This is a genomic window from Bradyrhizobium sp. LeoB3 (genome assembly GCF_055456055.1).
Genome location: NZ_JBVBEF010000003.1, coordinates 1 through 26,055, shown reverse-complemented (window position 1 = coordinate 26,055; position 26,055 = coordinate 1). Strand labels below are relative to the sequence as shown.

Here is a 26,055-nt window from a genome sequence, read left to right as displayed (position 1 = left end):
GCAACTCCTAAATTCCGAGCGCGACAAGCGCGTTCGTCACATCATCCGGCGATGTGACGTGAATGGCCGTGAGACCTATCGCCCGTGCGCCGCGAATGTTCTCTGCGGAATCGTCGAAGAACACGATGCGTGAGGCCGGCACGCCGATCGCCTTTATCACGTAGTCATAGGCGTCCGCGTCAGGTTTCCGTAGCCCGATCGTCGAGGAGAAGAAGATCTGGCGGAAGTGGCCGAGCACGTCCGAATAGGCTGTCGAGAAATGCTCGATATGGGGCGGATTGGTGTTCGAGAAAGCATAAAGCGGCAGACGCGTCTTGGCGCGCGCCAGGTGCTCGGCGATTCCCGGCATCTCGCCGGCGAAGATCGCGTTCCACCCTTCCAGGAACTGGGCGTCGGAGATGCCGATGCCGAGCGACTGCCGCAAGCTTGCGAAGAAGGCGGCGTCATCGATCTTGCCGACCTCGTGATGTCTGTAACTCTCGTCCATCACAAAGCGGGTGGCGAGCTCGCCGGGCTCGCAGCCGGCATGGCCGGCCCAGGTGGTCATCACCTTGCCGAAATCGATATCGAGCACGACGCGGCCGAGGTCGAACAACAGGACGTCGGCGGAGCCGGGGGAAAGGGACGGTTGAGTCATGGCGACGGCTGTGTACGAAAATCCCGAGGGGCCGGCAATGTCTTCGATTGTATCAGCCAGGCGGGTCACACACACCGATGTCGTCCCCGCGAAGGCGGGGACCCATAACCACAGGGAGTTGTGGTGGCGCGAGCAAGCAGTGGTAGCGGAGCACACAGCAAAGTCCTGTGGTTATGGGTCGACGAGGGGAACGTCCGATTCAATTTTCAAACAGCTTGAGGATGTGAGTCCACATTCTCGCGGCGCATTGCGCCCGAGCTTTGCGTTCGTTTCACCCTCTCATCGAACAGAGGGCGCAGGGAAAGCCGGGTGCCGGTTGCACCCATGGGTCCCGTGCGACAAAAAGCACGGGAGTAGGACCACAGGTTCAACCGAAGCATTCCGGCCTTCCCTGCGCGATGGTGTTACGGCTTACTTCGTACTCTCCCCGGTGACCGGGCTTTCTTGCCACCGTCGCCTAGTGCGAATGTGTTCGCACGAAACTTAGCGCCAGCGTCGGGGCGCCAGGACCACACGACTTCGCCGTCCGTAATGCGCGTGCTCGTCAGTCACACCCATCGCGTCCACCGCATCTCACCGCAACGTTCGTGACGATCGCGAGCCGCCCCTCTCTTGGGTGAGACGCGCGGAGTTAAATCACTGATTTTGCCCGACGGCGAAAGCGAAATGTTTTTCGCTGATAGTCTGGATACGTTTCTGCTGATTTGCCCGTCGGGTTGATATGTCGCACCCAAAGCAACCACATCGTCACTACGAGCCAACGGATAAGCGCGAAGCGCCGCCCGATGACAGGCTCCGGGAAGCAATCCATAGCGCAGCGAACGGAGGCATGGATTGCTTCGCTCCGCTCGCAATGACGGAGGCTGTCATTCCGGGGCGTCCAAAGGACGAGCCCGGAATCCATTTCGCAGCTTGCGCCAGCGGATGAATGGATTCTCTGATGTGCAATTGCACATCATAGCTCGCGCTGCGCCCGCCCCGGAATGACCGCGGCAGTTGGCAACGGGTGGAGCATAAGTGCGACGGACGAGCGCAAGACTCGTGCTTCGGCAATCGCCGATTGGGCATGGAAGCCTCCCGCATTTCGGCTTTGCCGTCATTGACGGCACATATATCGTTCGCGGCAGGAAACCGACCCCGGTGAAATAGCGGGTAACGATGTCCGGTGATGCGAGGAAAACCATGTCCGATACGCTCCTGTTCTCACCAATGACGATCCGCGGCATCACGCTGAAGAACCGGATCGTGGTGCCGCCGATGCATCAATATTCGGCCGTGAAGGGATTTCCGACCGATTGGCATTTGATGAATGCGGGCAAGTTCGCCGCCGGCGGCGCGGGGCTCGTCATTGTCGAGTCGACCAAGGTCGAGCGGCGCGGCTGCGGCACGGTCGGTGATCTCGGCATCTGGGACGACAAGTTCATCGCGCCACTCAATCGGCTCGTCACCTTCATCAGGCAGCAGAATGCGGTTGCCGGCATCCAGCTCGGCCATTCCGGCCGCAAGGCGCGCGCAACGCGCCCGTGGGAAGGTGATGGCCCGCTGCAGCGGTCGCCTGACATCGAGGATTGGGACGACTGGACCCCGGTCGCGCCGAGCGCGATCGCGCACAGTGCACGCTGGCCGGTGCCGCGGGCGCTGGAGCGCAGTGAGGTCAAGGACCTCGTGCAGGCCTGGGGCCAGGCCGCGCGCCGCGCCAACGCGGCCGGCTTCGACGTGCTCGAATTGCACGGCGCCCACGGCTATCTCGTGCATGAGTTCTTGTCGGAGCGCGGAAACCAACGCACCGACGAGTATGGCGGCTCGGAAGAGAACCGCATGCGCTTCATCATCGAAGTGACGGAGGCGGTGCGCAGCTATTGGCCCGACCACAAGCCGCTGTTCGTGCGGCTGTCGGTGGAGGACAATGCCGGCTGGGGCCCGGAGCAGAGCGTACGGCTCGCCCGCATCCTCAAGGCGAAAGGCGTCGATGTCATCGATTGCTCGTCCGGCGGCATCACCGACATGGCGCCGATCCTCGGCAAGGAAATCAAGTACAACTACCAGGTGCCCCTATCGGAATACGTCCGCCGTCACGCCGACATCCTCACCATGGCCGTTGGCCTCATCATTCATGGTGACCAGGCGGAACAGATCCTGCGCGAAAAACAGGCAGATCTGATCGCGATTGGGCGCGAAATCCTCAACAACCCGAACTGGCCGATGGACGCCGCGCTGAAGCTTGGCGTGGACGGGCCATTCCGTAATGTTCCGCCGCAGTTCGGCTATTGGCTCGGCACGCGCGCCAAACGCGGCTTTGGAACCAATCCGTCGACCTGGCAGAGCGGCCTCCAGGAGGGACGTCCATAGCGGCGCACGAGCAACGCACGATGTCGTGAGCGACGGTATTTCTCCGGTACAATTGGCCTTGATCCGACCAAAAAGGCATTGTGTGTTTGTCCACGTCGGGTGAGAACGACGATTCATCACAGTCGTGGCGGCTACAGCGGGAAGGATCGCACGCATGCGCAGGAATTTTGGCTTTCTCCTCGGCACGGTGACCGGTGCTGGCCTTACCCTTCTCGTCACCGCCCCGCAGGGCGCCAATCTGGTTGCGGTCGCCAAGGCCGCGGTCCGCTCCGATACCTATTCCCAGCTCAATCTGTTCGGCGACGTGTTCGAGCGCGTCCGGACCGACTATGTCGAGAAGCCCGACGACTCCAAGCTGATGGAGGGCGCGATCAACGGCATGATCTCCTCGCTCGATCCGCATTCTCGCTACATGAACGAGAAGGGCTGGACCGACATGCAGGAGACCACCCACGGCGAGTTCGGCGGCCTCGGCATCGAGGTCACGATGGAAGACGGTTTCATCAAGGTCGTAGCACCGATCGATGACACGCCAGCCTCGCGCGCCGGCATCATGTCGGGCGACATCATCACCCAGATCGATGACGAACAGATCCAGGGCATGACGCTGGATCAGGCCGTCAACAAGATGAAGGGCCCGCCCAACAGCCAGACCAAGCTGAAGATCATCCGCAAGGATGCCGACAAGCCGATCGACGTCGCCATCACCCGCGAGATCATCCGTGTGCGCCCGGTGCGCTTCCACACCGATGGCGGCAATATCGGCTATATCAGGATCAACTCGTTCAACGAGCAGACCACCGAGGGCCTGCACAAGGCGATCGCCGATATCTCCAAGGAGATCCCGCAGGACAAGCTTGCCGGCTATGTGATCGACCTGCGCAATAATCCCGGCGGCTTGCTCGACCAGGCGGTGTCGGTGGTGAGCTCGCTGATGGCGCGCGGCGAGGTGGTCTCGACCCGCGGCCGGTTGCCGGAGGAGACTCAGCGCTTCACCGCGCGCGGCGGCGACATGACCAAGGGCAAGCCGCTTGTGGTCCTGATCAACGGCGGCTCGGCCTCTGCCTCCGAGATCGTGGCCGGTGCGCTGCACGACCACAAGCGCGCGACGCTGATCGGCACCCGCACCTTCGGCAAGGGCTCAGTGCAAACCATCATTCCGCTCGGGGCTGGCAATGGCGCGCTGGCACTGACCACCGCGCGCTATTTCACGCCGTCGGGCCGATCGATCCAGGCGCAGGGCATCGCGCCCGATATCGAGATCCTGCAGGATGTGCCGGACGAATTGAAGACGCGTGCCGAGATCAAGGGCGAGGCCTCGATGCGCGGGCATCTGGCGGCCGAAGGCACCGAGCAGACCGGCTCGCAATCCTTCGTCCCGCCTGACGAGAAGAACGACAAGGCGCTGAACGCTGCTTACAACCTGTTGCGTGGCGTCACCGTCAACGCCGACGCCAAGGGCGCGCCGAAGCGGACGATCCCGAACTGAACATCACGTTGACGCGGGAGGACCGTCTCAGGGTTCGTCATGCCCGGGCTTGTCCCGGGCATCCACGTCTTTTGCTGCTGTGCAAGCCTCTTCGTGGATGGCCGGGACGAGCCCGGCCATGACGGGCCTCAGGCAGGAATCGTAGGGTGGGCAAAGCGCAGCGTGCCCACCGTCCGCGGGCGGTGCAAGAAAGGTGGGCACGCTGCGCTTTGCCCACCCTACAGGATTCAATCAGGTTCAGCGCGCGCGGATGGCGGATGAATCCGAGCGGTGGGTCCGCGGGCGCTTGCCGACCGACCGGATCGGTGGATCCTGAGCCCACATCCCGTAACCCTGCTCGATGTAGCGCTGATAGCCGCCTGTATAGGGGTTGCCCGGACCTTTGTTCTGGCAATTGGCGTTCGGGTAGAATTGCGCGCAATAGCCGGGCTCGGAAATCACCTGCTGTGCCATCGCCGGCGCACTGAGGACGCAGAGTGCCGCGGCCGCACCAAGAAGCTTGAAGGCCCACATAGCGTTGCTCCTTCAAAGGGCTACGCCAAATGTAACACCGCACGCGATGGCGCAGTCCGGGCGATCCGGTCACAGCCGCGTGACAGCGCAGTCGTGACGTAACGCGTCAGCGATCCGCGGCGCGATAGTGGCCGGACTTGCCGCCCTGCTTCTCGACGAGGTGGATCCCTTCGATGCGGACGCCGCGTTCCACCGCCTTGATCATGTCGTAAATGGTGAGGCAGGCGACCGAGACCGCGGTCAGCGCCTCCATCTCGACGCCAGTCGGGCCGGTGACCTTGACGGTCGCCTGCACGATGCAGCCCGGCAGTTTCTCGTCCGGCTCGATATCGACCGTCACCTTCGACAGCGCGAGCGGATGGCAGAGCGGGATCAGTTCCGAGGTCCGTTTCGCCGCCATGATGCCGGCAATGCGCGCGGTGCCGAGCACGTCGCCCTTCTTGGCATTGCCTGAGACGATCAGCTCGAGCGTTGCCTTGCTCATGATGACGCGGCCTTCGGCGACGGCTGTGCGTTCGGTCGCGGGCTTGGCGGAGACGTCGACCATGCGTGCCTCACCGCTGGCATCGATATGGGTGAGGGCGGGACCGCCCTTTGACTTCTCCGCCATCGCTCTAACGGGTTCCGGTGGCGCGCGGCGCGCTTTTGCGTGCGAGCAGCGCGCGGGTTGCCGCTGTTACATCGGCCTGACGCATCAGGCTCTCGCCGACCAGGAAGGTCGACATGCCCACGCGTTCCAGCCTGGACAGATCGTCCGGCGTGAAGATGCCGCTTTCGCCGACCATCAGCCGCTCCTTCGGGATCAGCGGTGCCAAGGCCTCGCTGGTCGCGAGCGTGGTCTCGAAAGTGCGGAGATTGCGGTTGTTGACGCCGATCATCGGCGAGCGGAGCTTCAGCGCGCGGTCGAGCTCGGCGCGGTCGTGGATTTCGACCAGCACGTCCATCTGAAGCGCGAGCGCTGCGTCCTCGATATCCTTGGCCGCTGCGTCATCGAGCGCGGCCATGATGATCAGGATGCAGTCGGCGCCATGGGCGCGGGCTTCGACCACCTGATAGGTGTCGAACATGAAATCCTTGCGCAGCACCGGCAGATTGGTTGCCGTGCGCGCCGCGACCATGAAGTCGAGATGGCCCTGGAACGAGGGCGTGTCCGTCAGCACCGACAGGCAGGCCGCGCCGCCGGCTTCATAGGCTTTTGCCAAAACAGGCGGATCGAAGTCGGCGCGGATCAGCCCCTTCGATGGCGAGGCCTTCTTGATCTCGGCAATCAGCGCGTAATCGCCGCGAGCGTGCTTTTCGCGGATAGCGCGCACGAACCCGCGCGGCGGCGACGCGGCCTTGGCGCGCGCCTCGATCTCGGGCAGCGGATGCGCGCGTTTGGCTGCGGCGATCTCCTCGCGCTTATAGGCTTCGATCTTCTTCAGGATGTCGGACATCGCGGACCCTATGTCTCTATGAGCATGATCCGGATCATGCTCTAGCTGTTGGAAACCGCGATCAAATGTTTGAGCTTCGCGGCAGCGGCACCGCTATCCAACGAATTGGTCCCGAGCGCGACGCCTTCCTTCAAATCTTTGGCACGGCCGGCGACGATCAGCGCCGCGGCGGCGTTGAGCAGCGCGACATCCCGATAGGCGCTCGGCTCGCCATTGAGCACGCTGAGCAGCGCCACCGCGTTGGCATCGGCATCGCCGCCCTTCAAGGCCTCGCTGCCGACGCGGCCAAAGCCAGCATCGTCAGGGGAAACTTCGAAGGTTCTGATCTCGCCGCGCTCCAGCGCCGCGACGAAGGTCGGGCCGGTGAGGGTGATTTCGTCGAGCCCGTCGGAGCCGTGCACCACCCAGGCCGCTTCCGAGCCGAGGTTCTTCAGGACCTGCGCTAAGGGCTGCACCCATTGCCGCGAGAACACCCCGACCATCTGCCTCTTGACCCCGGCGGGATTGGAGAGCGGGCCGAGCAGGTTGAAGATGGTGCGGGTCGCAAGCTCGACCCGGGTCGGGCCGACATTCTTCATGGCCGGGTGATGAGCGGGGGCGAACATGAAGCCGATCCCGGCTTCCTGGACGCACTGGCCGACCTGGGCCGGGGTAAGATCGATCTTGACGCCGAGCGAGGCCAGCACGTCGGCGGCGCCCGAGCGCGACGACAGCGCGCGGTTGCCGTGTTTTGCGACCGGCACGCCCGTGCCGGCCACGATGAACGAGGCGCAGGTCGACACGTTCACGGAGCCGGAACCGTCGCCGCCGGTGCCGACCACGTCGACCGCTTCGGCTGGTGCCGTCACCCGCAGCATCTTGCTGCGCATCGCCCACACCGCGCCGGTGATCTCGTCAACGGTCTCGCCGCGCACGCGCAAGGCCATCAGGAGGCCGCCCATCTGCGAGGGCGTGGCTTCGCCCGACATCATGCTGTCGAAGGCGCTTGCGGCTTCGTCGCGCGACAAGGTTGCGCCGGTGGCGACTTTCGCAATTATCGATTTCAGGTCGTCCATCGCCCGCCCGTGAAGATTTTAGAGCATGATCCGGAAAAGTGGAAACCGGTTTTCCCTCGCGACAAACGCGAAGCGTTTGCGCGGAGATCATGCTCAAACAAAAGATGAGAGCAATGATCTAATCGGATCATGCTCAGTTGTTATTCGCGCCCGTCACCTGTGCGAAGGCGGCCTGATTGATTGTGGTTCCGATGTCTTTTTCGATCTTGTTGACGTATTGCGCGACCTGCTCGTCGGTCAATCCGCGCTGCAGCGCCTCTTTCAACTTCTTCACCTCCTCGGAGGAAAGATCGAGCGGCGGCACGATGATGTCGGTGACGCGGAAGACGACGCGCTCGCCACCGGTACCCGTGGCCTGACCGACGCCATCCTTGGCGGTGCGGAACGCAGCCGCGACCACGCTCTCAGGCACGGCCGGTAGCGAGGCATCGCGGCGGAATTTATCCGCAGTCTCGACCTTCACGCCGAGTGCGGAGGCTTCGTCGGCGAGCTTGCCGCCGGCCTCGACCTTCTTGACGATCTCGGTTGCCTTTTCGCGCAGCCTGGTCGCGATCTGGTCCTCGCGCCATTTCGCCTCGACCTGGGCGCGCACCTCGTCGAGGCTGCGCTCGCGCGACGGCGTCACGCCGAGCACGTCGTACCAGACGTAGCCGCCGCGGAACTGGATCGGCTCGTTGTCGACGCCGACATCGCTGCCGAAGGCCTGTGAGACGACATCGAGGCCGGTCGGAATGTTCGCCACGGGCTGGCCGTTCGGCATGCGGCCGGAGCGGTCGACGGCGTCGATGGTGACGGCGGCGAGCCCAAGCTTCTGCGCCGCCTCGACGAGGTTGGCGCCGCCGCCGCGCTCGTCTTCCATCTTGTTGTGGAGATCGGCGACCTTCTCGCGGGCGCGCTCGGCTGCGATCTGCTTCTTGATCTCGCCGGCCATGCTCTCATAGGTCGGCGTCGTGCCCGGCTCGATCTTGCCGACCTTGACCAGCGCCACGCCAAAGCGGCCCTGTACCGGCTGGCTGACTTCGCCTGAGGGCAGGGAGAACGCCGCATCCGCCACCGCCGGATCGAGGATCGCCGACTTCGCGACCACGCCGAGATCGACGTCGGACAGATTGAGGTTGCGTTCCTTGGCGAGGTCGTCGAACGAGGTGTTCGAGGTCAGCCGCGCACGTGCGGCAGTGGCTTCCTCCACGTTCGGAAACACGATCTGTGATACCTCGCGCTTCTCCGGCGTGCCAAGCTGGTTGCGGCGCTGTTCGAATATCTTCTTGGCATCCTCGTCGGAGACCTCGGTCCACTTGCCGATCTCCTCGGGCGTCACGACGACGAACGCGATCTTGCGGAATTCTGGCGCGCGGAACTGGGCCTTGTGATCCTCGAAATAGGCGGCGAGCGCCTCGGGCGAGGGCGGGTCGATGGTGCCGGCCTGCGCTGCGTCGAGCTTGATGTACTCGATCGAGCGCTGCTCGTTCTGATAACGGACCAGGGCCTCGATCAAGGTCTTTGGCGGCTCGATGCCGGCGCCGATCGTGCCGGCGATCTGGCGGCGGAGGCCGACGCGGCGCTGCTCGGCGAGATAGCGCTGCTCGGTGTAGCCGAACTGGCGGATCACGGACTGGAAGCGCTGCGGCTCGAACTGGCCGTTCAGCCCCTTGAAGTTCGGATCGTTGTAGATCGAGCGCATCGTCTCTTCCTGAGACTGGCCGAGCCGAAGCCGCCGGGCCTCCTCGTCAAGGGCCGCTTCCGCGATCGTCTGCTGCAGCACCTGGCGGTCAAAGCCGAAGGCGCGCGCCTGGTCAGGCGTCAACGGACGGCCGAACTGGCGGCCGACCTGCTGCAGCCGGTCGGTGTAGATCTGGCGGAACTGCTCGGTCGAGATTTCGGTGCTGCCAACCTTGGCGAGCGTCGACTGGCCGAACCCCTTGAAGATGTCGGCAATGCCCCAGATTCCGAAACTGACAATCAAAACGCCCATCACCACGGCCATGACGATCTTGCCGAGCCAGTTTGATGAGGCTGTCCGAATTCCTCGAAGCATGGGTCCAACTTGTTTGAAAAGGAGGGGAACCGGGTCGCGCCCGGGGATGATCCGATAAGCGGATTCCTTAAAGCGCGTCACCGAGTTGGGAACGCATCATAAAGTGGCAACTGCGCCGTCGCAACCTAGAGCATGATCCGGAAAAGTGGACCCCGGTTTTCCGGAAAGATCATGCTCAAACAAGAAGCTAACGCGGGACGGCGGATGCCGTCCCGCTATGGCGGCGATTTGTAGCGGTGGACCGCCGGGTCTGGAAGTGAGAGCCGGGCTCTGCTAGCGCATGTCGACCACCATCTCTCGGGAATCCTGCCATGACCGACGCCATCCGGCCGCTGATCGCCGGCAATTGGAAAATGAACGGCCTGAAAGCCTCCATCGGCGAATTCGACACCATGCTGGCGGGGGCCGGCGCGCTGGCCGGCAAGGCCGATCTCCTGGTCTGCCCGCCGGCGACCTTGATTGCCGCCTTTGCTGACAAGGCTCGCGGCTCGAAGGTCGCCGTCGGGGCCCAGGATTGCCATCCCAAGGCCTCCGGAGCCCATACCGGGGACATCTCGGCGGAAATGCTGGCGGATGCCGGCGCCAGCGCCATCATCGTCGGCCATTCCGAGCGCCGCGCCGACCATGGCGAGACCGATGCGCTGGTCCGCCAGAAGGCCGAAGCTGCCTGGCGCGCAGGCCTCACCGCGCTCGTCTGCATCGGCGAGACCCGCGAGCAGCGCGATGCCGGGCGGGCGCTGGATGTCTGCGGCACCCAGCTCAAGGGCTCGCTGCCGGACGGTTCGACCGCGGCCAATTTGGTGGTCGCCTACGAGCCGGTCTGGGCGATCGGTACCGGGCTGACCCCGACGGTGCAGGATGTCGAGCAAGTTCATAAGTTTATCCGGAGGTTCTTGACGGAACGCTTCAAAGGAGAGGGCGTAAATGTCCGGATTCTCTATGGCGGCTCCGTAAAACCCTCGAATGCGGCCGAGCTATTGGGCGTTGCCAATGTCAACGGCGCGCTGGTCGGCGGTGCCAGCCTGAAGGCAGCCGATTTCCTTGCGATCGCGGCGGGCGCTCCCTAGCTGGATTGCGGCGGTTATTGGGGTGGCGTTGCCGGTCCCGATCGTGTAACACCGCGCAACTTCAGGAAAACCCGCTGATAGCGTGTGAGCCGCCGGAACCCGGCGCTTCTAGGCTTGCGACGGAAGGTCACAATGCAGACTGTCGTCATCGTCATCCACCTCATGATCGTCGCCGTGATGATCGGGGCCGTGCTGCTGCAGAAATCCGAGGGCGGCGGCCTTGGCATGGGTGGGGGCGCGGGCTTCATGTCGAGCCGCGGCACCGCGAACCTGCTGACGCGGACCACCGCGGTCCTGGCGGTATTGTTCTTCGCGACCAGCCTGTTTCTGTCCTGGCATGCCGGCCTCAGCCGCCAGCCGACCTCGGTCCTCGGCACCGGCGCCCCGGCGCCGACGCAGCAGCCCGCTGGCGGCGCGCCGATCACGCCGCCGACCTCGGGCGGCATCCTGGATTCGCTGAAGAAGGCCGACGAACAGCAGGGCCAGCAGGCCCCCGCCGGCGGCCCGCAGGCGCCGCGCTCGCAATAATGCGGGGTGGCTATGCAGGGTGCAGGACTGGCGTCCTGCGTCAGGAATCGCCATTAACGGTCTGACTAAGCAGTAAAATTCACGTCACTCACAGCCCGGCAACAAGTTTGCCGGGAGGACACGAATCATTTTGGCGAATCGCCCTCGTCGAGATAGAGGTTAGGCCCCATGGCGCGGTACATATTCATCACCGGCGGCGTGGTCTCCTCACTCGGCAAGGGTCTGGCTTCAGCGGCATTAGGTGCCCTGCTGCAGGCACGCGGGTACAAGGTCCGCCTCCGCAAGCTCGATCCTTATCTCAACCTCGATCCCGGAACGATGTCGCCGTACCAGCACGGCGAAGTGTTCGTGACCGACGACGGCGCCGAGACCGATCTCGATCTCGGCCATTACGAGCGCTTCACCGGGCGGCCGGCGACCAAGGCCGACAACATCACCACCGGGCGCATCTACCAGGACATCATCTCGAAGGAACGGCGCGGCGATTATCTCGGCGCCACCATCCAGGTGGTCCCGCACGTCACCAACGCGATCAAGGAATTCGTGCTCGACGGCAACGGCGGCTATGATTTCGTCCTGGTCGAGATCGGCGGCACGGTGGGCGACATTGAGGGCCTGCCGTTCTTCGAGGCGATCCGTCAGCTCAAGAATGAATTGCCGCGCGATCATGCGGTCTACATTCATCTGACGCTTTTGCCGTACATCCCAAGTGCGGGCGAGCTCAAGACAAAACCGACGCAGCACTCGGTGAAGGAACTACGCTCGATCGGCATCCAGCCGGATATCCTGCTCTGCCGCACCGACCGCGAGATTCCGAAGGAGGAGCGGCGCAAGCTCGGGCTGTTCTGCAACGTGCGCGAAAGTGCTGTGATCGAGGCGCGCGACGTCGACAACATCTATGCCGTGCCGGAGGCCTATCACGCCGCCGGCCTCGACGACGAGGTGCTGGCCGCGTTCGGGATCGCGCCGAAGATTCCACCGGCGCTGCAGAGCTGGCACGTCATCAACGAGCGCGTCCGCAATCCCGAGGGCGCCGTGACGATCGCGATCGTCGGCAAATATACCGGGATGAAGGATGCCTATAAGTCGCTGATCGAGGCGCTCTCCCATGGCGGCATCGCCAACAAGGTGAAGGTCAATCTCGACTGGATCGAGAGCGAGGTGTTCGAGAACGAGGATCCCGCGCCGTTCCTCGAGCACGTCAACGGCATCCTGGTGCCCGGCGGCTTTGGCCAGCGCGGCGCGGAAGGGAAAATCCGGGCGGCGCAATTCGCCCGCGAGCGCGACGTGCCGTATTTCGGCATCTGCTTCGGCATGCAGATGGCGGTGATCGAGGCCGCGCGCAATCTGGTCGGCATCGAGCAGGCCAATTCCACCGAATTCGGCCCGACGCCCGAACCGCTCGTCGGCCTGATGACGGAATGGCTGCGCGGCAACGAACTGGAGAGGCGCTCGCAAGCTGGCGATCTCGGCGGCACCATGCGGCTTGGCGCGTACCCGGCGGTCCTCAAGCGCGGCAGCCGCGTCTCCGAAGTCTATGGCGGCGCCACCGAAATCTCCGAGCGCCATCGCCACCGCTACGAGGTCAATACCGCCTACAAGGACCGGCTCGAGCAGCACGGCCTGCGCTTCTCCGGTCTGTCACCCGACGGCGTATTGCCGGAGATCGTCGAATACGAGGACCATCCCTGGTTCATCGGCGTGCAATTCCACCCCGAATTGAAGTCGCGCCCCTTCGAGCCACATCCGCTATTCGCCTCGTTCATCCAGGCAGCGATGGCGCAATCGCGGCTGGTCTAGGCCGTCATTCCGGGATGCGCCGAAGGCGCAGGCGCGGAATCCATCGGGCCGCAAGCTACGTGGACAAATGGATTCCGGGCTCGCGCTGCGCGCGCCCCGGAATGACAGGGTACGATTAAACTACGATTGATCCGCGTGAAGTTATGCGCGCGCCGCTGCGTGGCGTGCGTGGCCCGCTCAAGACAGTCTCCCTCGCAACGGCTATAAGTGCTGCACCGAGCGCACAACAATCAGGGAGGACTGCCGAATGATCTATGAGACCCGCGTCTATCGCTGCCTGCCGGGCCGGCTGCCGGCACTGCTCAAGCGCTTCGATACCATCACGCTGAAGCTGTGGGAGAAGCATGGCATCAAGCAGGTCGGGTTCTTCACCACGCTGGTCGGCGAATCCAATCAGGAGCTGACCTACATCCTGGCTTGGGAATCGCTTGCCGATCGCGAAAAGAAATGGACTGCGTTCCAGACCGATCCGGAGTGGATTTCGGCGCGGGCCAAGACCGAAGAGGATGGTCAGATCGTCGGCAATATCGTCAACCAGTTGCTGGTGCCGACCACATTCTCCGCGCTGAAGTGAGGCTCAGTGCAACCCTGATATTCCCGGGGGCAATACGGGGTTGATCCTGGTGTCGCGGATCGGCATGGTCCGCGCGAAATTGAAAGGACACACCGTTGAACGCCAAGACCTCGGCGGCCCCGATCGTCAATGTCGGCCCGGTCAAGTTCGGCAATGATCTGCCGATCTCGATCATCGCCGGCCCTTGCCAGCTCGAGAGCCGAGCGCATGCGCTGGAGGTGGCCAGCGCGCTGAAGGAGATCGCAGGCCGCCTGAACGTTGGGCTGGTCTACAAGACGTCCTTCGACAAGGCCAACCGCACCAGCGCATCCGCCGCGCGCGGCATCGGGCTGGCGCAGGCGCTGCCGATCTTTGCCGAGATCCGCTCCTCGCTCGGCCTGCCTGTCCTGACCGACGTGCATGAGCCAGCGCAATGCGCCGAGGTTGCGCCGGCGGTCGACGTGCTGCAGATTCCGGCCTTCCTCTGCCGGCAGACCGATCTGCTGCTTGCGGCAGCTGCGACCGGCAAGGTCGTCAACGTCAAGAAGGGCCAGTTCCTGGCGCCGTGGGACATGGCCAATGTGGTTGCAAAACTCACTAGCGCCAGCAATCCGAACGTGCTGGTGACCGAGCGCGGCGCGTCCTTCGGCTACAACACGCTGGTCTCCGACATGCGCGCGCTGCCGATCCTGGCGCGCACCACCGGCGCGCCTGTTATCTTTGACGCCACCCATTCGGTGCAGCAACCGGGCGGGAAGGGGGCATCCTCGGGCGGCGAGCGCGAATTCGTCCCCGTGCTGGCGCGCGCGGCCGTTGCGGTCGGCGTTGCCGGCGTCTTCATCGAGACCCATCCCGATCCCGATCGCGCCCCATCCGACGGGCCGAACATGGTGCCGCTCCGCGAGTTCGAGGGGCTGGTCAGGACGCTGATGCAATTCGACGCGCTCGCCAAGAAGGCGGCGCGTTGAGGGGGCGGGTGCGAAACGCGTGACCGCAACTGGCCGCCTGCCGCCGGCGCTCAACATCATTGCGATCGCGACCTTTGCCGCGAGTCTTTCGGCGCGTGCGCTCGATCCGGTGCTTCCGCATGTCGCCGACGAGTTCAGCGTCAGCATCGCAACCGCCGCAAGCTTTGCCGCGGTGTTCGCCTTCACCTTCGCTATCGTCCAACCGCTGCTGGGCGCCGCCGCCGACCTGTTCGGCAAGGCGCGGCTGATGATCATCTGTCTCGTGCTGCTCGGGCTCGCCAACATTCTCGGCGCGCTGTCGACATCCTTCTCGATGCTGTTCGCCACTCGCATCCTCGCCGGCATCGGCTCCGGCGGCGTGTTTCCGGTCGCGCTCGGGCTGACCAGCGATCTCGTGGCGCCCGACAAGCGCCAGGTCGCGATCGGGCGAACGCTGGCTGGCGCCATGACCGGCAACCTGCTGGGCGCTTCGGCCTCCGGCCTGATCGGCGATTTCCTCGGCTGGCGCGGCGTGCTCGCCGTGCTCGGCGCCCTCGTCGTTCTGGCTTCGCTTGCGGTGCTCGCCGGCTTCCGTGGCGCGAAGCTCGCGCATCCGCCCAAGACGAGCTTTTCTGCCTTGAAGCAGGGCTACCGCACCATCTTCACCAATCCGAACGCGCCCGTCTGCTATTCGGCAGTCTTCATCGAAGGCTGCTGCGTGCTCGGGCTGTTTCCGTTCGTGGCGTCGTTCCTGTTCGATCTCGGTGAAACTTCGCTGTCGATCGCGGGCATCGTCATCGCGGGGTTCGCGGTGGGCGGCCTGTTCTACACCATGACCGTATCGCGCTTTCTGCCACGGCTCGGCGTCAAGGGCATGATGATCGCAGGCGCGACGCTGGTCGCCGTCCAGCTAGTGGCCGTCGCGTTCAGTCCCGGCTGGAAGATGCAGGCGCTGAGCCTGCTGGCGATGGGCTGGGGCTTCTACATGATCCATGGCTGCCTGCAGGTATTCGCCAGCGAGCTGTCGGTGGAGGCGCGCGCGACCGCGATGTCCCTGCATTCGTTCTTTTTCTTCATGGGCCAGACCGTGGGCCCAATCGCCTATGGCTTCGGCCTCGCGCACGCCGGAAGGGTGCCGACCTTGCTGACGTCGGCCGCAATCATGATCGCGCTGGGACTAGCCTGCGCCACATTGCTGAAGCAGAGGATTCCGGCCGACGCCGCCGGTCGTCCCAACGTCGCTGCGTAGAGTGTTTCCTCGCCAGGGCAAGTGCTCGAACAGGCCGAGACCCCACGCGAAGGCCGCGATGACGAAGCCGGTGGCGACCACGCGCCAGCCGTAGAACATCTCGATTTTCGCTTCCGGGCGGGCCGGCATCTGTACCCCCACCGCCGATCTACATGCGGATGAGGACGACGCCACCGACAAGCATGATGGCGCCGGCAACGCGGATCGCGGTGATGGGATGGACCGGAACCCCCATCAGCCCGAAATGGTCGAACACGATGGAGCCGAACATCTGGCCCGCGATCAGCAGGGCGAAGAAGGTCGCCGCGCCGAGTTGGGGAACGAGGAAGATGCCCAGACCGATGAAGATTGCGCCGAACAGGCCGCCGCTCCATGCGAACCAGGGAATGCGGGACGCCGTCGCCACAGACGGAATCGGATCCTGCAGGAGCAGCGCGAGCCCCACCATGCAGATGACGCCCAGCAAGTAGCTCATGAAACCCGACCAGGCGGCCGACGTCAGCGCCGCGCGCAGGTTTGCGTTGAGCGCCTGCTGCACAACGAGACTGATCCCGGCCGCGACGGCCAGGATCATGGGAAAGATGAGCTTCAGCATGTTATCTCCGAGTTCTTGTGCTCGGCTCCCGAACGACGAGCGGACGCTCAGGCTGGAAGCGGAATGAGAGGGGCGACCTCACGGTCCTGAGGGTTCTCGCTTGCAGCAAGCCCCGCAACGACTCCGGCACGGTCCGCCTCCGGACGGTTTTGACTCATCTTGCGCTTGCCCTCGAAGCGGGTGACCGGGATACGCACGCCGACGATGCCGCGCAACTGGGATGCGATGAAATCCGGCGGAGCATCCGAGACGGCCCATGGCTTAGCGCGCGCCCCTTCATGCCTGTTGGTCAGGCGCGTTACCGCATCCAGCAGCCGCTCTGGCTCCTGAAAGAACTCGACCGGGCCGTAGGCGTGGACGGCAACGTAGTTCCAGGTCGGCACGACCTTTCCGGTCTCTTGCTTGGTCGCGTACCAGGAAGGCGTCACGTAGGCATCCGGGCCGGTGAAGATCGCGAGGGCCTCGCCGAGCGAAGGCAGGCGCCACTGCGGGTTGGCCTTCGCGAGGTGCCCATACAGCGTGCCATGTTCGCCCTCGCTCTCGTCGAGGAACAGCGGCAGAGGGGTGGCAATCGGGCCGTCGGTGGTGGCCGTGACCAAACTGGCCAGACGGGCGTTCCGAATGGTCTTCCGGATGCTCTCGACGTCGTCTTCCTTGAAGGCGGGGGGTATGTACATCGGGTATCTCCGTTTGGGCGCGGAGATAGTCGAAATCTGGCCTACGGGAAACGACCAGTTTGTAACGATTTTGCCGGTCCAGCTAGCCGGCCTCGATTTCCTCCACGGCGGCAGCGAGGAGCTTGCAGCCGCGATCGATCTGCCGCGCCTCCAACGCCGAATAGCCCATGACGAGCCCGACCGCGTCAGGACGGGCGCGCCGCCCGTGACGGCGGCGATCGTACAAAGCGGAGACGGGGTAGATGCCGACGCCCTTTGATCGGGCCGTCCGGATCAACGCCTCTTCCGATGCCTGCGGCAGGCCATCAAACCAGGCGACGACATGCAGGCCGGCCGCGGCGCCCTCGATCCGGACCCGGTCTCCAAACCGGCGGTGCAGCGCTTCCAGCAGGGCCTGGCGGCGTTCGGCATTCCGCCGGCGGGCGCGCTTCACGTGGCTGTCGTAGGCGCCGCTCTCCAGCATCGAAGCGAGCGCGTCCTGTTCGGCCAGCGACGTGTGCCTGTCCATGATCTGCTTGGCGGCGGCGAACGCGGATCGGAGCGCGGCCGGCACGACGAGGTAGCCGATCCGCAGCGTCGGCGAGAGCGTCTTGGAAATGGTACCGAGGTAGACGACGTTGTGGCCCTCTTCGAGGGCGTGGAGCGGCGGCACGGGCTTGGTATCGTACCTGTATTCGCTGTCGTAATCGTCTTCGATCACGCAGGCGCCGCTTTGCCTGGTCCAGGCGAGGAGTTGGTGTCGCCGCGCGATCGGTAGCACGCCACCCAGCGGATACTGGTGTGAAGGCGTGACGTAGGCGAGCCGGGCTTCAACTCCGGCGAGACGTTCCGTTTCGAGTCCGTCTCCGTCGACCGGAATGGGCACCGCAATGGCACCCGTCGCCGCGAACGTATGCCTCGCCATCAAGTAGCCGGGATCTTCCATGACGAAACGGTCGCCAACATCGAGCAGCAGCCGCGCACAGAGGTCGAGCCCCTGCTGCGATCCGTTCACGACGACGATCTGGTCGACGTCGCATCGTACGCTCCTCGATCGCCACAGATAGCCCTGCAGCGCCGTCCGGAGCCGCAGGGCACCGCATGGGTCGTCGTAGGCCAGCCGCTCGGGTCGTCGCGTCACGGCGGCGACTATCGCTTTCTTCCACGCGAGTACCGGAAAGTCGGCCGGCGATAGATCGCCGTATCTGAAGTTCGCGACGAGATCGCGCAGCGGTTCGGTCCAGCGCGGCGGGTCCTTCCGCAGACGTTCCCCGAACTCCGAGAGTGGCACGCTGCGCGTCGGCGGTCGGGAGACCGCGTGCGACTTGCCTCCGTCGACGACGGAACGGGCAACGCGCGGACGCGCACCGTGACGGACGTCGATGAAGCCTTCGGCCGCCAGTTGTTCGTAAGCTACCGTTACTGTGGATCTCGATACGCCGAGCTCGCCAGCAAGCGCGCGGGACGACGGAAGCAGACCGTCGGTGCCGTATGTCCGTCCCAGGATCTGGTCTCGCAAGGCTTCGTAGATGCGCCGCGCTCCCATGCGCCCGCTGTCGCGCTTCGGATGCTCTTTGATCTGGCCCATGAAAGATTCCGAAAGCCGAAAGTTTTCAAAGGCCAGTTTGCCGTCCTCCGGAACGGATGCCAAGCGCGGCGGTGCAAGCGGGAAAGTGAAGCGAACGCAGGCCCGATTTGGCCAAACGGCATTATTGCTTCAGCCCCGTCCGCGGTAGGGCGCGACGCCCTGGTCGGGGACCCACACGCCTTTGGGCAGGCGGCCGGTCTGGAAGAACACGTCGATCGGAATGCCGCCGCGCGGATACCAGTAGCCGCCGATGCGGAGCCATTTCGGCTTGATCTCGCTTGCGATCCGCTTGCCGATCATGACCGTGCAGTCCTCGTGGAAGGCGCCGTGATTGCGGAAACTCGCGGCGTAGAGCTTCAGCGATTTGGATTCGAGCAGCCAGCGACCCGGTACGTAGTCGATCACGAGGTGCGCGAAATCCGGCTGGCCCGTCACCGGGCAGATCGAGGTGAATTCCGGCACGGCGAACCGCACCAGGTAATCGGTGCCTGCCTGCGGATTGGGGACGCGGTCGAGCACGGCCTTGTCCGGAGTGTCGGGCCATTTGACGGCACGGCCGAGCTGCAGGGGTCTTTGCGCCATGAAATCTGTCCTTCGGGGAGCGCTGACATGGACGCAAGCGGGGTTGTTCGTCAACCGTCAAGGGGAGGGCGGAAGCGCGTCAGATCGCCGAAGAGCACCGGCAGGTTTGCGTCCTATGCCGGCGCCGTCGTTTGAATCATGACGAGACGGTCGTTGCCGGATTCGCCGCCCCAGGTCTCGCCCGGCCGGCCGTCGAGCTGCCGCACATTCGCGCCGGGCTTGTCGCTCGGGAACGAGCGAAACGTCTCCGTCACCGGATCGAAGCGCACGATCGCGTTCGCCGAAAAATCGGTGAGCCAGACCTTGTCCTTGTCATCGACATAGACTGCATAGGTGCGCGGATTCTCGCCCGGCAGTTTCCAGGCCTTCCAGGAGCCGTCGGCGGGATCGTGCATCGACACCTGGCCGCTGTTCCATTCGCTGATCCACAGGCGGCTCCGTGAATCCGACCAGATCCGCCGCGCGCCTTGCTTGGGCGTCGGCGGCTCGACCACGCTCGCTCGCCCTGTCGCGAGATCGATCCGGGCGATGTGACTCCCTGCGAGCGAGGCGTACCAGATATCGCCTTTCGGCGTGACCGTGATGCCGTAGGGGCCGACACCTCTCGGCGCCTCGAACACTTTCATCTCACCGGATTTGGGATCGAGCCGGCCGTAGTAGCCGGACTGACCGGTGAACCAGTAGATTCCGCTCTTGTCGAACACGCCGGTATTGAGGTTGGCGTAGGCGAATTTTTCGGGCAGCGGAAACAATCTCACCTTGTGATCGCTGGGGTCGACGCGGGCAACCGCATTCTGTCCACCTTCGGTGATCCATGGCGCGCCATCCGGGCCGAGGATGACCCCGTGAGGTGCGGCACCTTGTCCGAGGTCGATCAGTTTGTAGGCGCCGTCGCGCGGATCGAGCCGGCCGAGTTTCCCATTGCGCTGTCCGCAGAACCAGATCGTGCCGTCGGGGGCCGGCGTAACGTCGCGCGAGCCCATTCCGCGGGCCACCGGGAAATATTTGACGGGGAACGCACCCTCTTGGGCGCAGGCCGCGCGCAACACCATGGGCGTTGCCAGCATTGCGGCAGTGCTCGAAGCGAGAAACTGGCGTCGATTCATTGCGTTACCCCGGCTTTGTGAAACAATGGGTTGAAACGCGAAGATCAGCATAAACCTACCACATTGCCGCGTCACATGCGTGCCAAAGCGTGAGCGTTCACATTTGGCTGCATGCCGTGTATGACGCAGCGCATCTAACCAGAACCACACCTGAGGAAGTGCACATCATGACCGCTATCGTCGACATCATCGGCCGCGAAATTCTCGACAGCCGCGGCAATCCCACTGTCGAGGTCGATGTGGTGCTGGAAGACGGTGCGGTGGGCCGCGCCGCGGTGCCGTCGGGCGCCTCCACCGGCGCGCATGAGGCGGTCGAGCTGCGCGACGGCGACAAGGCGCGCTATCTCGGCAAGGGCGTGCAGAAGGCGATCGGCGCCGTCAACGGCGAGATATTCGAGGCGCTCAGCGACCATGCGGTCGAGGACCAGGTCCGGATCGACCAGATCATGATCGACCTCGACGGCACCCCGAACAAGAGCCGGCTCGGCGCCAACGCCATCCTCGGCGTCTCGCTCGCCTGCGCCAAGGCGGCCGCTGAATCCTTCGACATGCCGCTGTATCGCTACGTCGGCGGCACCTCGGCGCGGACGCTGCCGGTGCCGATGATGAACATCATCAATGGCGGCGTGCATGCCGACAACCCGATCGACTTCCAGGAGTTCATGATCCTGCCGGTCGGCGCGGAATCCTTCGCCGACGCGCTGCGCTGCGGCTCGGAGATATTCCACACGCTGCGCAGCGAATTGAAGAAGGCCGGTCACAACACCAATGTCGGCGACGAGGGCGGCTTTGCGCCGAACCTGCCGACTGCGGACGCCGCACTCGATTTCATCATGAACGCGATCGGCAAGGCCGGCTACAAGGCCGGCGATGACGTCATGCTCGGGCTCGACTGCGCCTCCACCGAATTCTTCAAGGACGGCGAGTATGTCTATGGCGGCGAGAACAAGACGCGCTCGCGCTCCGAGCAGGCGAAATATCTCGCCGATCTGGTTTCGCGCTATCCGATCGTCACCATCGAGGACGGCATGTCCGAAGACGACATGGAGGGCTGGAAGGAGCTGACCGATCTGATCGGCGGCAAGTGCCAGCTCGTCGGCGACGATCTCTTCGTCACCAATGTGACGCGGCTTGCCGACGGCATCAAGAATGGTCGCGCCAACTCGATCCTGATCAAGGTGAACCAGATCGGCACGCTCACGGAGACGCTTGCCGCGATCGAGATGGCGAACAAGGCCGCGTACACCTCGGTGATGTCGCACCGTTCCGGCGAGACGGAAGACTCCACCATCGCCGATCTCGCGGTCGCCACCAATTGCGGACAGATCAAGACCGGCTCGCTGGCGCGCTCCGACCGGACCGCGAAGTACAATCAGCTCTTGCGCATCGAGCAGCAGCTCGGCAAGCAGGCAGTGTACGCGGGCAGGGCGGCATTCAAGGCGTTGGCATAACGCTCGTCGCGTCGAATACGCGCCCGATCACGGACGCGGGTCTGTTCCCGCGAGTCTGTTCCAATATCGGAACTCCTCGCGCGACGAAATCACCGTCGCGCGAGCCGAATTCGAATTTTGCAGGCGTTTCCTACGAAAGCGCTCAAGCTGTTTAAGACGAACGTAATTGCTTCGCGGCAAACCCATCCGAGCAACGATGGAGTTTTCGCGTGGCGACTTTGTTCGACATCCAAGGTTTCGGTGCGCTCTCCGAGTGGGGTGGACAGCTCTCGACCGCATCGGCAAGGCAGGCGTTTCAATCCATCGCGTCGCTTGGCTCAAACTCTATTTTGCTCTCGACGCGGATCTGGACTGACAACGGGGCCAGCAGTTCGGTTTTCCCGGTATCTGGCAAGACGGAAGGCGATCAGAGTCTGCTCGCGGGCTTTCAGGCAGCGCACGACGCGGGACTCTCCATCGTGTTCCGGCCCTCGCTTTCCCCCCTTGATGGAACTCGTGTATCGAGCCTTGCGCCGAGCGACGTCGGTGCCTTCTTCGCTTCCTACAAGGCGGAGGTCGTCCACCTCGCGACCATCGCGCAAGCTGGCGGGGTCGATACATTTGTGATTGGCAACGAGATGAGTAGCCTCACGGGCCCGCAATACCGTGCCTATTGGGTCGACATCATCTCCGCCGTTCGCCTGGTGTTTCACGGCGAGATAACCTACGCGGCCGCGACCGACGAAGCATCGCATGTCAGCTTCTGGGACCAACTCGACGTCATCGGTGTCAACACCTATCCGCCGCTGACGTCGAGCACGACGCCGACAGCGGACGATCTCGTTCACGCTTGGAACGAGGTGCCGACCAATCCGTATTTCGCCGCCGCGTTCGACTACAAATCACCGGTCGATTTCCTCCATTCGCTCGCGCTGCAATATGACAAGCCGGTTCTGATGACCGAAGCCGGCTATCGCAGCATCGAGGGCACCGCGATCGCTCCGGGGTCCTGGGCCTCCGGCGGGGATCCGGATCCGGCCGCGCAGGCCGACGCCTACAACGCGTTCTTCCAGGTCTGGGCCTCACAAGGCGGAAGCTGGCTCAAGGGCGTCGAGCTCTGGCAGTGGGACCTCAGCAATCAATATTCGGCCGCGGGCTATTCCGTGATGGGGAAGCCCTCGGCTTCCATCGTCTCGCAATATTTTCATGACCAGGGTTTTATTCCCGATCTCACCGTCACCGGAACGCCTGCCGCCGACATTATCGACCTCGGTCGCGGCAGCGACAACATCAATGCCGCACTCGGCAATGACGTGATCCATGGTGGGGCAGGGAACGACATTATTGTCGGCGGTCCGACCACGATTGCGCCGTCGCCGACCACGACGCTTACCATGACGGGTTATGGCTCGATGGTGGCGGGTGTCGGCGCGCAGGTGCGGGTCTGGGTCAACGGCCAACTCGTGTCCGGCATTTTCGAGTTCAAGCCGGCGGCGGACGCATCCGGCTACCAGACTTTTTCCGTCACCTTCAACAATCCGGGCACCGTCCACAGCCTCGACATCGAACTCGTGAATTCGACGTCGGGGCGAGCCCTGCACCTGAAGAACGTCTCGATCAACGGCATCGCCGTCAGCCCGAGCGATGCCACCAATGCCAGCGCGCCGGGAACGTTCGATCTCTACGTACGCATGATCCACTTCGATACCACCAACCACCAGGACTGGTTCCTCGGCGGCACCACCGATAACGATGTGATCGATGGGGGCGCCGGCAATGATTACATCAGCGGGGGCGCTGGCAACGACGTCGTCGACGGTGGTGAGGGCCTGGATACCGCGCTGTTCTCCGGCAAGAGGTCGGACTACGACATCGCCGTCTCCGGCAACACGATCACGGTCAACGACCATGTCGCCGACCGCGACGGCGCCGATCGTCTGACCAACGTCGAGTACCTGAAATTTGCCGACACCACGGTCGTCACCAGCACGATGCTGGCAGCCCTGGCCGGCGTGCAGGAAACGCGGACGCTCGATGTCACGGGGTCGCAGACCACCGAGACCATCCGTCACACCGACGGTTCGCGCGATATCTTTATTTCGGGCGTTGCCGACAAGGACTACGCCTCGCAGCATGTCGTGACCGACACGTCGGGCCACAGCATCCTGATCGAGCAGTTCCGCACTGATGGATCGCTGCTCTTGACACAAAGCATCGACATGAACGGCGTCAGGACGCTGGATCGGTACGATGCCAGCATGCACCTTGTCGAGGAGACGGTGACGCAGACCGATGGGTCCTACCAACAGTCGACCTACGCGGCGGACGGCAGCCTGGCCGCGGAGATCTTGCGTCATGCCGACGGCTCACGTGATGTCTTCAATTTCAATTTCGTCGACAAGCCCTATGCGTCGCAGCATGTTCTTAGTGACGCCGCCGGCCACAGCCTTTTGGTGGAACAGTTCCGTGACGACGGCTCGCTTTGGCTGAAGCAGATGGTGGATGCCGCGGGCGTCAAGACGCTCGATCTCTATGACACTGCCGGGCACGTGACCCTGCAAACGGTGACTCAGACCGACGGCAGCTACGTCCAGTCGAACTATGACCCCGACGGCGAGCTGACGGTGCAGACCACGCGGCACGCCGACGGCACCCGCGAGGTCGATACCTACCAAATCCAGAGCCAGGCTTATTCGGCCAAGCATGACCTTCTCGACACCGCGGGGCACCGGCTCGCGACCACCTACGACAACAACGACGGCTCGCACACGATGTCCGCTGCCGTGCCAGGCGTCACCCTGGCCTCGACCGCCGGCAAGGATATCATGAACAGCGCCGGTGGCGACACCTTCGTCTTCAAGGAAGCCTCGGGTCACGACGTCATCAACCATTTCAGAGCGGGCGAGGGGCCCGGCCACGATGTCCTGCAGATCGATTCCTCGGTCGCCAGCGACGTCTCGCACCTCGCAGTCCACCTCGTTGGGCACGACACCGTCATCGATCTCGGCCATGACGCCTCGATCACGCTGACCGGCGTCACGGCACCGCTCACGCAGCATGATCTCCTGATCGTCTGACAGACGCCTCTTTCGGGCCCTTGTTTGTTGCGGCCGCCCCGCCTAACTGAAGGCGGCCAGACAACAAGCAAGGGAGGGGTACGATGGCATCCGACGGCAAGACTGGGCTTCAGCTCCGTTCGCTGATCAAGAAGAGCGGCGAGCTGGAAATTTCGCTTGTAGAGGTGCCAATCCCCGAACCCGGTCCCGACGAGATCGTGGTCCGCGTCGAGGCGACGCCGATCAATCCGTCCGATCTCGGGCTTCTGATCGGCCCTGCGGACCTCTCGACTGCCAAGGCCTCCGGCACCAAGGAATCTCCGATTGTCTCCGCCAAGGTGCCGCAGGCGGCGCTCGGCGGGCTCGCGGCGCGGCTCGACCAGTCGATGCCGGTCGGCAACGAAGGCGCCGGCGTCGTCGTGAAGACCGGATCGTCTGACGCGGCGAAGGCGCTGCTCGGCAAGACGGTCGCGCTGCTCGGCGGCGCGATGTATGCGCAATATCGGCTGGCACGGGCGAAGGACGTGCTGGTGCTGCCCGAGGGCACCACGGCTGCGGAAGGCGCCTCCTGCTTCGTCAATCCGCTGACGGCGCTCGGCATGACCGAGACCATGCGGCGCGAGGGCCACAAGGCGCTGGTGCATACCGCGGCCGCCTCCAATCTCGGCCAGATGCTGAACAAGATCTGCCTCAAGGACGGCATTCCCCTGGTCAACATCGTGCGCAACAAGGCGCAGGCCGACATCCTGCACAAGATCGGCGCCAAGTACGTCGTCGATTCCTCCGCGCCGACATTTATCGACGATCTCACCAATGCGCTGGTCGAGACTGGCGCCACCATCGCCTTCGATGCGATCGGCGGCGGCAAGCTCGCCGGCCAGATCCTCAATGCGATGGAAGTCGCGATCAACAAGACCGCCAAGGAATACAGCCGCTACGGCTCGGCCGTGCACAAGCAGGTCTATATCTATGGCAGCCTCGACACCGGACCGGTCGAATTGCCGCGCGGCTTCGGCATGGCGTGGGGGGTCGGTGGCTGGCTCCTGACCTATTTCCTGCAGAAGCTGCCGCCGGCGGATTTCGCAAGGTTGCGTCAGCGTGTGGTCGACGAACTCAAAACGACCTTTGCAAGCCACTACACGCAGGTGGTGTCGCTGCCGGAAGCGCTGTCGCTTTCCAACATCGCCATCTATGCCAAGCGCGCAACGGGCGAGAAATTCCTGATCAATCCGAACAAGTAGTGCTGTAGCTCCGGATCACTCTTGTGCTTTTACCGCTCCCGCGACGTCGTCCCTGCGAAAGCACTAGGGCATGCACGGATCTCTGAGGCTCCATCCGACTGCGACGGCATGGAAGTATTCAAGGCCGGTTTTGAAGGTGATCG

General features: G+C 63.8%; 22 protein-coding genes. 11 read left to right on the top strand and 11 right to left on the bottom strand.

The genetic code is table 11. The features are described from left to right. Positions 1-7: 7 nt before the first annotated feature. Positions 8-637, bottom strand: a complete 630-nt coding sequence (locus ACZXDY_RS04180; protein ID WP_464344626.1) for an HAD-IA family hydrolase — start codon at positions 635-637, stop codon at positions 8-10. Between the two features lie 1,182 nt (positions 638-1,819). On the opposite strand from ACZXDY_RS04180, the gene ACZXDY_RS04175 reads away from it, so the two are divergent. Together ACZXDY_RS04175 and ACZXDY_RS04170 are read left to right on the top strand one after the other, a co-directional pair. After that, positions 1,820-2,986, top strand: a complete 1,167-nt coding sequence (locus tag ACZXDY_RS04175) for an NADH:flavin oxidoreductase/NADH oxidase (RefSeq protein ID WP_464344625.1) — start codon at positions 1,820-1,822, stop codon at positions 2,984-2,986. Between the two features lie 154 nt (positions 2,987-3,140). Next, positions 3,141-4,475, top strand: a complete 1,335-nt coding sequence (locus ACZXDY_RS04170; RefSeq protein ID WP_028167517.1) for a S41 family peptidase — start codon at positions 3,141-3,143, stop codon at positions 4,473-4,475. 237 nt (positions 4,476-4,712) lie between these two features. Here ACZXDY_RS04170 and ACZXDY_RS04165 read toward each other — a convergent pair whose 3' ends face one another. The 5 genes from ACZXDY_RS04165 to ACZXDY_RS04145 all read right to left on the bottom strand — a co-directional run bounded on the left by ACZXDY_RS04165 (position 4,713) and on the right by ACZXDY_RS04145 (position 9,514). After that, positions 4,713-4,988: a hypothetical protein gene (locus ACZXDY_RS04165; RefSeq protein ID WP_464344624.1), complete on the bottom strand. Its 276-nt coding sequence runs from the start codon at positions 4,986-4,988 to the stop codon at positions 4,713-4,715. Positions 4,989-5,094: 106 nt separating this feature from the next. Next, complete coding sequence (gene moaC / locus ACZXDY_RS04160) at positions 5,095-5,598, bottom strand: cyclic pyranopterin monophosphate synthase MoaC (protein ID WP_028167519.1); 504 nt, start codon at positions 5,596-5,598, stop codon at positions 5,095-5,097. A gap of 4 nt (positions 5,599-5,602) precedes the next feature. After that, positions 5,603-6,424, bottom strand: a complete 822-nt coding sequence (gene trpC / locus ACZXDY_RS04155) for an indole-3-glycerol phosphate synthase TrpC (protein ID WP_464344623.1) — start codon at positions 6,422-6,424, stop codon at positions 5,603-5,605. Between the two features lie 41 nt (positions 6,425-6,465). After that, the gene (gene trpD / locus ACZXDY_RS04150) at positions 6,466-7,479 is read right to left on the bottom strand and encodes an anthranilate phosphoribosyltransferase (RefSeq protein WP_464344622.1); all 1,014 of its coding nucleotides are present in this window, start codon (positions 7,477-7,479) and stop codon (positions 6,466-6,468) included. A 133-nt stretch (positions 7,480-7,612) separates the two neighbouring features. Next, positions 7,613-9,514: a peptidylprolyl isomerase gene (locus tag ACZXDY_RS04145; protein ID WP_464344621.1), complete on the bottom strand. Its 1,902-nt coding sequence runs from the start codon at positions 9,512-9,514 to the stop codon at positions 7,613-7,615. 311 nt (positions 9,515-9,825) lie between these two features. Here ACZXDY_RS04145 and tpiA point away from each other — a divergent pair, with 311 nt between their 5' ends. The 6 genes from tpiA (at position 9,826) to ACZXDY_RS04115 (ending at position 15,658) form a co-directional block, all read left to right on the top strand. Continuing rightward, positions 9,826-10,581 (top strand): triose-phosphate isomerase, encoded by a 756-nt coding sequence (tpiA, locus tag ACZXDY_RS04140; RefSeq protein WP_464344620.1) that lies wholly within the window; start codon positions 9,826-9,828, stop codon positions 10,579-10,581. Between the two features lie 132 nt (positions 10,582-10,713). After that, the gene (secG, locus tag ACZXDY_RS04135) at positions 10,714-11,109 is read left to right on the top strand and encodes a preprotein translocase subunit SecG (RefSeq protein ID WP_028167524.1); all 396 of its coding nucleotides are present in this window, start codon (positions 10,714-10,716) and stop codon (positions 11,107-11,109) included. Between the two features lie 168 nt (positions 11,110-11,277). Continuing rightward, entirely contained in the window at positions 11,278-12,909 is a 1,632-nt protein-coding gene (locus ACZXDY_RS04130; RefSeq protein ID WP_028167525.1) for a CTP synthase, read from the top strand. 247 nt (positions 12,910-13,156) lie between these two features. Further along, the gene (locus tag ACZXDY_RS04125; protein WP_464344619.1) at positions 13,157-13,483 is read left to right on the top strand and encodes an NIPSNAP family protein; all 327 of its coding nucleotides are present in this window, start codon (positions 13,157-13,159) and stop codon (positions 13,481-13,483) included. Between the two features lie 95 nt (positions 13,484-13,578). After that, entirely contained in the window at positions 13,579-14,430 is an 852-nt protein-coding gene (kdsA, locus tag ACZXDY_RS04120) for a 3-deoxy-8-phosphooctulonate synthase (protein WP_464344618.1), read from the top strand. A 19-nt stretch (positions 14,431-14,449) separates the two neighbouring features. Then, entirely contained in the window at positions 14,450-15,658 is a 1,209-nt protein-coding gene (locus ACZXDY_RS04115) for an MFS transporter (protein WP_464344617.1), read from the top strand. Between the two features lie 148 nt (positions 15,659-15,806). Here the strand turns inward: ACZXDY_RS04115 and ACZXDY_RS04110 are convergent, their stop codons facing one another. From ACZXDY_RS04110 to ACZXDY_RS04090, 5 genes are all read right to left on the bottom strand, one after another. After that, positions 15,807-16,253 (bottom strand): DMT family transporter, encoded by a 447-nt coding sequence (locus ACZXDY_RS04110; protein WP_028167529.1) that lies wholly within the window; start codon positions 16,251-16,253, stop codon positions 15,807-15,809. A 47-nt stretch (positions 16,254-16,300) separates the two neighbouring features. Then, positions 16,301-16,930 carry an FMN-binding negative transcriptional regulator gene (locus ACZXDY_RS04105; RefSeq protein ID WP_464344616.1) on the bottom strand — a complete coding sequence of 210 codons (630 nt, stop codon included), beginning with the start codon at positions 16,928-16,930 and terminating at the stop codon, positions 16,301-16,303. Between the two features lie 82 nt (positions 16,931-17,012). After that, positions 17,013-18,497: a MocR-like pyridoxine biosynthesis transcription factor PdxR gene (gene pdxR / locus ACZXDY_RS04100; RefSeq protein WP_464344615.1), complete on the bottom strand. Its 1,485-nt coding sequence runs from the start codon at positions 18,495-18,497 to the stop codon at positions 17,013-17,015. Between the two features lie 129 nt (positions 18,498-18,626). Beyond that, positions 18,627-19,079 carry a preQ(1) synthase gene (gene queF, locus ACZXDY_RS04095; RefSeq protein ID WP_027579121.1) on the bottom strand — a complete coding sequence of 151 codons (453 nt, stop codon included), beginning with the start codon at positions 19,077-19,079 and terminating at the stop codon, positions 18,627-18,629. Positions 19,080-19,192: 113 nt separating this feature from the next. Continuing rightward, positions 19,193-20,185, bottom strand: a complete 993-nt coding sequence (locus ACZXDY_RS04090; RefSeq protein WP_464344614.1) for a virginiamycin B lyase family protein — start codon at positions 20,183-20,185, stop codon at positions 19,193-19,195. Positions 20,186-20,352: 167 nt separating this feature from the next. Here ACZXDY_RS04090 and eno point away from each other — a divergent pair, with 167 nt between their 5' ends. The 3 genes from eno (at position 20,353) to ACZXDY_RS04075 (ending at position 25,912) form a co-directional block, all read left to right on the top strand. Continuing rightward, positions 20,353-21,636: a phosphopyruvate hydratase gene (gene eno, locus ACZXDY_RS04085; protein WP_464344613.1), complete on the top strand. Its 1,284-nt coding sequence runs from the start codon at positions 20,353-20,355 to the stop codon at positions 21,634-21,636. A gap of 209 nt (positions 21,637-21,845) precedes the next feature. Then, complete coding sequence (locus ACZXDY_RS04080) at positions 21,846-24,692, top strand: glycoside hydrolase family 113 (RefSeq protein ID WP_464344612.1); 2,847 nt, start codon at positions 21,846-21,848, stop codon at positions 24,690-24,692. A gap of 83 nt (positions 24,693-24,775) precedes the next feature. Beyond that, on the top strand, positions 24,776-25,912 hold the full coding sequence (locus ACZXDY_RS04075) for a zinc-binding dehydrogenase (RefSeq protein WP_464344611.1): 1,137 nt from the start codon (positions 24,776-24,778) through the stop codon (positions 25,910-25,912). Positions 25,913-26,055: the final 143 nt, after the last annotated feature.